Below are 8,404 nucleotides of genomic sequence, written 5' to 3'. Positions count from 1 at the left end.
CGCAGCAGGCCGCGGCTCCTGCCCCGCCCCCGCAGAGCACGCCCGACCAGGCGGGAAGCGCGGGCGGCGGCCAGGGCGCGCAGCGCGCCCGGCAGGCCGTGGCCTCGGCCGGCGCGCAGCAGGCCCAGGCCCCGGCCGCCGAGCCCGCGTACCGCGAGCCGGAGCCCCCGTCGTACTCGATCGATGAGGACATGCCGACCGAGGACGACCCCGACCTCGTCGACACCGCCCTCAGCGGCTACGACCTCATCGTCCGCGAGCTCGGCGCGACGGTCATAGAGGAGTACAACAACGAGTGAGCCCGCGGCGGCGGACGGAGGGACGGAAAGTGAAGATCAACCCTCCATATGTCGCTTTCCGTAATCGCCGCAGGCTCGGGGTGGCCCGGGGGAGACGTACATCCGTACTCCTCCCTGCGGTGTAGGGCGCGGCGGCCACGGAGCACGTAGGCTCGGGCTACCGCAAACATGTGTAGTCGTACGGCAGGAGTCCGCAGTGATCCCCGGTGGTCAGCCCGATATGCAGCAGCTGCTTCAGCAGGCTCAGAAGATGCAGCAGGACCTCGCGGCGGCCCAGCAGGAGCTGGCGCAGACGCCCGTTTCGGGGTCGGCCGGCGGTGGGCTCGTCAAGGCGACCGTGACCGGCGCCGGCGAGCTGAAGGGCCTGGAGATCGACCCCAAGGCGGTGGACCCGGAGGCGGCGACGCCCGAGGAGACGGCAGAGACCCTCGCGGATCTCGTCATCGCCGCTGTTCAGGACGCCAACGCCGCGGCCGCGAAGCTCCAGGAGGACAAGCTGGGCCCGCTCGCGCAGGGCCTCGGCGGCGGCAGCGGCATCCCCGGCCTCCCCTTCTGACAGCGGGCCGGGGCCTCCCCTTCGGGCAGGAGGCCAACTAGCGTACGGAGCAGGGCGGACAAGGGAGAGAGCGTTCCGTGTACGAAGGCGTGGTTCAGGATCTGATCGACGAGCTGGGACGGCTGCCCGGCGTCGGTCCCAAGAGCGCGCAGCGGATCGCTTTCCACATCCTCCAGGCCGAGCCGACCGACGTCCGCCGGCTGGCGAACGCGCTGATGGAGGTCAAGGCGAAGGTCCGGTTCTGCAGCGTGTGCGGCAATGTCGCGCAGGACGAGCAGTGCCAGGTCTGCCGTGACCCGCGCCGCGACCCCGCGGTCATCTGCGTGGTCGAGGAGCCCAAGGACGTCGTCGCGATCGAGCGGACGCGGGAGTTCCGCGGCCGGTACCACGTACTGGGCGGGGCGATCAGCCCCATCGAGGGCGTGGGCCCGGACGACCTGCGGATACGAGAGCTGCTGGCCCGGCTCGCCGACGGCACGGTCGGCGAGCTGATCCTGGCCACCGATCCGAACCTCGAGGGCGAGGCGACCGCCACGTACCTCGCGCGCATGATCAAGCCCATGGGGCTGAAGGTGACGCGTCTGGCCAGCGGACTGCCGGTCGGAGGCGATCTGGAGTATGCCGACGAGGTCACGCTCGGGCGGGCCTTCGAAGGACGGAGACTTCTCGATGTCTGATCCCACGTTGCACAACGCCACGCAGAATCCGGACGACTTCGCCGTACAGATCTCCGACTCGGTCGAGAGCTTCATCGTCGCGGTCACGGAAGTGGCGCGCGGTGACGAGCCGGACAGCGCCGTGCCCTTCCTGCTGCTGGAGATCTCGCAGCTGCTGCTCACCGGCGGCCGGCTGGGCGCGCACGAGGACATCGTCCCGCAGGACCGGTACGAGCCGGACATCGGCCCGGAGCCGGACGTGGACGAGCTGCGCGAGCGGTTCGCGACGCTGCTGGACCCGGTGGACGTGTACAACGAGCTGTTCGACCCGTACGTACCGCGCAGTGCGCCCGTGGCCTGCCGGATCTCCGACGACCTCGCCGACATCGTGACCGACCTGCGGCACGGCCTCGCGCACTACCGGGCCGGGCGGATCAGCGAGGCCCTGTGGTGGTGGCAGTTCTCGTACCTGTCGAACTGGGGGCCGACCGCCAGCGCCGCGCTGCGCGCCCTGCAGTCCCTGGTCGCGCACGTACGCCTGGACCAGCCGCTGGACGAGCTGGACGGCCTGGACACCGACAGCGGTGCCGACGGCGAGGAGAACCTGGAGGAAGAGGCCGGGAAGGTCATGGCGGCGGAGATTGCCGGACCGCTCGGCCTGCGCCAGGGGTGAGGCGGGCGTCGGGCGGCGCTTCCGCGCCCCCGTACGCCCTGTGACCTGGCTTACGTTTCCGCATGGTTTCCGTGTGCTCTCCTCCGAAGCGGGCAGGTGGCTTGCCGAGCGGGCGCGACGATGCGCCACGCCGACCGTTTCGGGAGATACTCGGAAGCAGGACGCGAGTCGCTCGCGCCGGTCACGGCGGAGGGCGCTTCGGTCGCGTACGGCCTCACAGGAGGCCGCGTACGACCGGCACGCCGACTGTTCTGATCGCGTAGCGAGCAATGTGTCTCACGATGTGGTATTGGCGAGGCGGATTCCGCCTGCTCGATAGACTGAGCCGACCGCATGGCCCCTGCACAGGGGTCCGGAAACGCCCGCAGACCTGCGGAACCCGCAGGTACCCGGGGATCCGACAGACAGTTGCGAGGAGCGAGCACACGTGGGCCTTGTCGTGCAGAAGTACGGCGGCTCATCCGTTGCGGATGCCGAGGGCATCAAGCGCGTTGCCAAGCGAATCGTCGAGGCCAAGAAGAACGGCAACCAAGTTGTCGTAGTGGTCTCGGCGATGGGCGACACGACGGACGAGCTGATCGATCTCGCGGAGGAAGTTTCCCCGATTCCGTCGGGGCGCGAGTTCGACATGCTGCTGACCGCCGGAGAGCGGATCTCCATGGCCCTGCTGGCGATGGCGATCAAAAACCTCGGACACGAGGCGCAGTCCTTCACGGGCAGCCAGGCCGGCGTCATAACGGACTCCGTGCACAACAAGGCACGGATCATCGACGTCACGCCGGGCCGGATCAAGACGTCCGTCGACGAGGGCAACATCGCGATCGTCGCCGGTTTCCAGGGTGTGTCCCAGGACAAGAAGGACATCACCACGCTGGGCCGCGGCGGCTCGGACACGACCGCCGTCGCGCTGGCCGCAGCGCTGGATGCGGACGTCTGCGAGATCTACACCGACGTCGACGGTGTCTTCACCGCCGACCCGCGGGTCGTGAAGAAGGCCCGCAAGATCGACTGGATCTCGTTCGAGGACATGCTGGAGCTGGCCAGCTCCGGTTCCAAGGTGCTGCTGCACCGCTGCGTCGAGTACGCACGCCGTTACAACATCCCGATCCACGTCCGGTCCTCGTTCTCGGGGCTGCGGGGCACGTGGGTCAGCAACGAACCGCAAGGGGACCAGCCGATGGAGCAGGCGATCATCTCGGGCGTCGCGCACGACACCTCCGAGGCGAAGGTCACGGTTGTCGGCGTACCGGACAAGCCGGGCGAGGCCGCGACGATCTTCCGTGCCATCGCGGACGCCGAGATCAACATCGACATGGTTGTGCAGAACGTCTCGGCCGCGTCCACGGGCCTGACCGACATCTCCTTCACGCTGCCGAAGACCGAGGGCCGCAAGGCCATCGCGGCGCTGGAGAAGACCAAGCCGTCGGTCGGCTTCGACTCGCTGCGCTACGACGACCAGATCGCGAAGATCTCGCTGGTCGGCGCCGGTATGAAGACCAACCCGGGCGTCACCGCCGGGTTCTTCGAGGCGCTGTCCAACGCGGGCGTGAACATCGAGCTCATCTCGACCTCCGAGATCCGCATCTCGGTCGTCACGCGTGCCGATGACGTCAACGAGGCCGTGCAGGCCGTCCACAGCGCGTTCGGTCTCGACACCGATTCCGACGAGGCCGTGGTCTATGGCGGCACCGGACGATGATCACACCTGATGGGCTGACGCCGGCGGCCGACGGGCTGCCGGCACCGGCCCATGGGGCGCCGCTCCCGGACAGCGATCCGGTGGCGGCGGCCCGGGCGGGCCGCGCGGAGGACCGTGCGGCCCGCAAGCCGAACCTCGCCGTCGTCGGCGCGACCGGCGCCGTCGGCGGTGTACTGCTCGGCATCCTGTCCGAGCACGCCGACATCTGGGGCGAGGTACGGCTGATCGCCTCGCCGCGCTCGGCGGGGCGCAAGCTGACCGTACGGGGCGCGGAGACCGAGGTCCTCGCGCTCGCCGAAGAGGTCTTCGACGACATCGACATCGCCCTCTTCGACGTGCCGGACGAGGTCTCGGCGAAGTGGGCACCGATCGCCGCCGCCAAGGGCGCGGTGGTCGTCGACAACTCCGCCGCCTTCCGGATGGACCCGGACGTCCCGCTGGTCGTACCGGAGGTCAACGCGCGCGCCGCCCGCGTACGGCCGCGCGGCATCATCGCCAACCCGAACTGCACGACGCTCTCGATGATCGTCGCGCTGGGCGCGCTGCACGCCGAGTACGGCCTGAGCGAGCTGATCGTCTCCTCGTACCAAGCCGTCTCCGGCGCCGGGAAGGCCGGCGTCGACGCGCTGCGCGGCCAGCTGTCCGCGGTGTCCGGTACGGAGCTGGGGACGGCCCCCGGCGACGTACGGCGGGCCGTCGGCGACGACCTCGGTCCGTTCCCCGCGCCGATGGCGCTCAACGTCGTGCCGTGGGCCGGGTCCCTGCAGGAGGACGGCTGGTCCTCCGAGGAGCTGAAGGTCCGCAACGAGTCCCGCAAGATCCTCGGACTGCCGGACCTGCGGGTCACCGCGACCTGCGTCCGCGTACCGGTGATCACCACCCACTCGCTGACCGTGCACGCGCGCTTCGAGCGCGAGGTCACGGTGGCCGGGGCGCACGAGATCCTGGCCGCGGCGCCCGCCGTCGTCCTCTGCGACGACCCGGGGGAGGGCGAGTTCCCCACGCCCGCCGACGTGGTCGGCACGGACCCGACCTGGGTCGGGCGGGTGCGCAGGTCCCTGGACGACCCGCACGCGCTCGAACTCTTCGTGTGCGGCGACAACCTCCGCAAGGGCGCGGCGCTGAACACGGCGCAGATCGCCGAGGTGGTCGCGGCGGAGCTGACGGGCGGAAGCTGACGAGCGGGCTGACCGGCAGGCTGACGAGGCGTCGGTCCACAGGGATCGCAATTACTTGAAGTTCGAAGAACCCACTCCCCAAGAGCTTCCCCGGTGGGTAATAATTCGCTGACTACTTGTGAAGGTCCTGTGAGCGGACCATATGCCCTGGTCCCTTGATCAGGTCCGATGGCCCGCTCGGCCATTCGCTCCCCGTCGACTGCAACCGCAGCCGCGCGGGGAGCGTCTTTGTCGCCGCCCCTCCTGGGCGTTCGGCACAGCACGGTTCGGCGACGCGCACGGCACGGCGTACGGGGAAGGTCCCGCGAGGGCTGCGGCAAGTACGTAAAACCGCCCTTATGGGCACGGGCAATATGGGGCATCGGGGAAGAGCTGGTACGCATGAGGGCATTCAACGCATCGCCAAAAACGGTGCCTTGCGCGTACAACCCTGACGGGGGGAAGCGTGTCCAACAGGCGTGGCAGAGGTACTCGGCATTGCAATCGGCCCTGGGAGCGCGGGCGGCGCAGCTGTGGCGCGGCCGTCGCGTACTCGCGTCCCCGGTGGCATGCCGGTGATCGCCCCCTGGCCCGCCGCGCGTCCCACGCAGGCACCGTCGCAGCACGGGGCTGACGAGGCGATGGCAGCCGGCACGACAGTCGACCACCTCACCGAGACCTACAGAGCGCACTACCGCTCCCTGCTCGGTCTCGCCGCGCTGCTCCTGGACGACACCGCGTCCTGCGAGGACGTCGTCCAGGAAGCGTTCATCCGCGTGCACTCCGCGCGCGGACGCGTACGCGAACCAGAGAAGACCCTCGCCTATCTGCGGCAGACGGTCGTCAACCTCTCCCGCTCCGCGCTGCGCCGCCGCATCCTCGGGCTGAAGCTGCTCTCCAAGCCGATGCCCGACATGGCGAGCGCCGAAGAGGGCGCGTACGAACAGCTGGAGCGGGACCAATTGATCAAGGCGATGCGCGGTCTGCAGCGGCGCCAGCGCGAAGTCCTCGTGCTGCGCTACTTCGCCGACATGACCGAAGCGCAGGTCGCCGAGACGCTGGGCATATCGCTCGGTTCGGTGAAGGCGTACGGCTCACGGGGTATCGCGGCGCTGCGCGTCGCCATGGAGGCTCCGGCATGACCAGCAAGCAGCACGGCCCGCACGAGCCCGCATCCGAGGGGGCGTCGGGGGCGGAGGGAACGGCGCGCTCGGAAAGCGGGCGGCCGGAGCGGGAGACGCGGGACGAGGACGGACAGGCGCACGGTACGGAGCGCGGGGCCTCGGGGGCGGCCTCGGCGTCGGCTTCGGCGGCGGCCTCGGCCTCGGATGACAACGGTGCCAGGGGAGAGGGCGGGCGCGACGCCGACGGCGGTCTCGGCGGGGCCGGGTTCAGCGGGACCGTATTCGACGGCGGTGGCTCCGGGGCCGGATTCGACGGCGGTGGTTCCGGGACCGGATTCGACGACGGTGGTTCCGGTGGCGGTGGCGAGGAGGAGCTGCGGAATCTCCTGCAGTCCGCCGTACAGGACCTGGAACCGTCCCCCGACTCCCTCGACACCCTCCGCCGCGCGGTACCGGCCCGACGCAGGCGCCGCCGGCACGCCGTGGTCGGCGCGGCCGCCGTACTGCTCCTCGGCGGTACGGCCATGCCCGCCATGCTGCACGTCGCGAACGGCGGGGACGACGCCGCCGACCGCCGCGCCAACGCCGCCAGCAGCTCCGAGGCGCACGTCACCACCGGCGGCACCGAGGGCGGCAAGAGCAGCCGGCACAGCGACCGCCCGACCGGCAAGGACGGCAAGAAGACCGACAAGGACGGCAAGAAGACCGGCGAGGACAAGGGCCAGGCGAAGGACGGCAGGACCGAGGCGCCCGGCGGCTCCGCCGCCGACCCGACCGCGACGATGGACGTCACCTCGCCCACCTGCCTGCGCGCCCAGCTCGGCAGCGGCAGCGCCGGCCTCGGCACGCCCGACGCCGAAGGCCGCGTCTACGGCTCCCTGCGGGTCGTCAACACCTCCGCCGCGACCTGCGCGGTCGACGGCGGCGGCAGCGTGATCGCCGTCGCCCAGGGCAGCGCCGACCCGACCCGCGTCCAGGTCGTCGACCACACGGCGGGCGACGCCGCGCCGGGCCTGCCGGACCCGGCCGCCGCACCCGACCAGATCGTGCTGAAGCCCGGCCAGGCGTACGAAGTGAAGTTCGCCTGGGTCCCGGCGGAGGGCGGCGGGCCTTCGGGCTGCGCGGCGCCCGGTACGCCGACGCCCGGAAGCTCCGAGGGGGCGGGCTCCGGCGAGCCGGCGAACTCCTCGTCGGCCGACGGCAGCGGTGACCAGACGGGCAGCGGCAGCGACGGGTCGGCGGACGACGGTACGCAGGCGGCCAGCGTGGCGGTCAGCCACACCCCGGAGGCCGGCGAGCCGTCGGCCGCGACCACCACGATCAACGACGCGTGTGCAGGAACGGTGTACCGCACGGGTCCGCTGCCGGCGCAGTAGGTCCTCACGGGGCCGGGCCAGATACGGGCCCGCCGTCCGGGTACGAGGCACGTGCCCGTACCTTTGATGGTGTGTACCGGTTCCTGCTCACCCCGCGATGGTGGGGAATCAACGTCTTCGTCCTGCTGGCGATCCCCGTGTGCGTCTTCATGGGCAGCTGGCAGCTGAGCCGCTTCGAGGACCGCGTCGACACGCACCAGCAGCAGGAACACCAGGCGGCCGACGCCAAGACCGCGGCCGCCCGCCCGCTGACGCAGCTGCTGCCCGTCGACAAGAACACCTCGGGCCGGCGCGCCACCGCGACCGGGCACTACGACACCGGTCATCAGCTGCTCGTCCCCGGCCGGCAGCTCGGCGAACGGACCGGCTTCTACGTGCTGACCATGCTGCGTACGGACGGCGGCAAGGCGCTGCCCGTCGTACGCGGCTGGCTGCCGGGCGACGCGGACGCCAAGGCCGACACGGCGAAGGTACCGGCGCCGCCGCGCGGCGAGGTGACCGTCACCGGCGCGCTGCAGGCGTCGGAGAACCAGGGCACGAACGGCGTCCAGGCGGGCGGCGGTCTGCCACAGGGGCAGCTCGGCATGATCAGCGCGGCGTCGCTGGTCAACATCGTGCCGTACGACGTGTACGACGCCTGGATCACGGTCTCGCACGCCCAGGCCCCGCTGAAGGCCGTACCGCCGGCCGCGGTTGAGGGCAGCGGGCTCGACCTCAAGGCATTCCAGAACCTCGGCTACACCGGCGAGTGGTTCGTCTTCGCGGGCTTCGTCCTCTTCATGTGGTTCCGCCTCTTCCGCCGCGAGTCGGAAGCGGCCCGGGACGCCGCGCTGGGCATCCCGGCGGAGGGGCTGGGGACGGGGA

General features: G+C 70.8%; 8 protein-coding genes and 1 pseudogene. All 9 read left to right on the top strand.

Features of this window, described 5'->3' with window-relative positions; translation table 11 throughout:
* Positions 1 to 299: pseudogene (locus CCS38_RS02730) on the top strand (DNA polymerase III subunit gamma and tau); the annotation flags it as partial.
* A 196-nt stretch (positions 300 to 495) separates the two neighbouring features.
* Positions 496 to 855, top strand: coding sequence for a YbaB/EbfC family nucleoid-associated protein (locus tag CCS38_RS02725; protein ID WP_223731565.1), 360 nt, complete (start codon positions 496 to 498; stop codon positions 853 to 855).
* Between the two features lie 77 nt (positions 856 to 932).
* Entirely contained in the window at positions 933 to 1,532 is a 600-nt protein-coding gene (gene recR, locus CCS38_RS02720; protein WP_030259945.1) for a recombination mediator RecR, read from the top strand.
* Entirely contained in the window at positions 1,525 to 2,184 is a 660-nt protein-coding gene (locus CCS38_RS02715; RefSeq protein ID WP_030259947.1) for a DUF5063 domain-containing protein, read from the top strand. The genes recR and CCS38_RS02715 overlap by 8 nt, the downstream gene beginning before the upstream one ends.
* Positions 2,185 to 2,611: 427 nt before the next feature.
* On the top strand, positions 2,612 to 3,883 hold the full coding sequence (locus CCS38_RS02710; RefSeq protein ID WP_223731564.1) for an aspartate kinase: 1,272 nt from the start codon (positions 2,612 to 2,614) through the stop codon (positions 3,881 to 3,883).
* Between the two features lie 80 nt (positions 3,884 to 3,963).
* On the top strand, positions 3,964 to 5,061 hold the full coding sequence (locus CCS38_RS02705; RefSeq protein WP_372456973.1) for an aspartate-semialdehyde dehydrogenase: 1,098 nt from the start codon (positions 3,964 to 3,966) through the stop codon (positions 5,059 to 5,061).
* 548 nt (positions 5,062 to 5,609) lie between these two features.
* Entirely contained in the window at positions 5,610 to 6,182 is a 573-nt protein-coding gene (locus tag CCS38_RS02700; RefSeq protein ID WP_223731562.1) for a SigE family RNA polymerase sigma factor, read from the top strand.
* Positions 6,179 to 7,540, top strand: coding sequence for a hypothetical protein (locus CCS38_RS02695; protein ID WP_223731561.1), 1,362 nt, complete (start codon positions 6,179 to 6,181; stop codon positions 7,538 to 7,540). Before CCS38_RS02700 ends, CCS38_RS02695 begins: the two co-directional genes overlap by 4 nt.
* Before the next feature lie 71 nt (positions 7,541 to 7,611).
* A partial coding sequence (locus tag CCS38_RS02690; protein WP_223731560.1) for an SURF1 family protein occupies positions 7,612 to 8,404 on the top strand: 793 nt, incomplete at its 3' end.

It is taken from the genome of Streptomyces purpurogeneiscleroticus, assembly GCF_020024005.1.
GTDB lineage: Bacteria > Actinomycetota > Actinomycetes > Streptomycetales > Streptomycetaceae > Streptomyces > Streptomyces purpurogeneiscleroticus.
This window is presented reverse-complemented; position numbering and strand designations above follow the sequence as displayed.

Bases quoted from the DNA above. Each gene is read 5' to 3' on its own strand.
- CCS38_RS02715 (WP_030259947.1), top strand. From the start codon at position 1,525: ATGTCTGATCCCACGTTGCACAACGCCACGCAGAATCCGGACGACTTC.
- CCS38_RS02700 (WP_223731562.1), top strand. From the start codon at position 5,610: ATGCCGGTGATCGCCCCCTGGCCCGCCGCGCGTCCCACGCAGGCACCG.
- CCS38_RS02695 (WP_223731561.1), top strand. From the start codon at position 6,179: ATGACCAGCAAGCAGCACGGCCCGCACGAGCCCGCATCCGAGGGGGCG.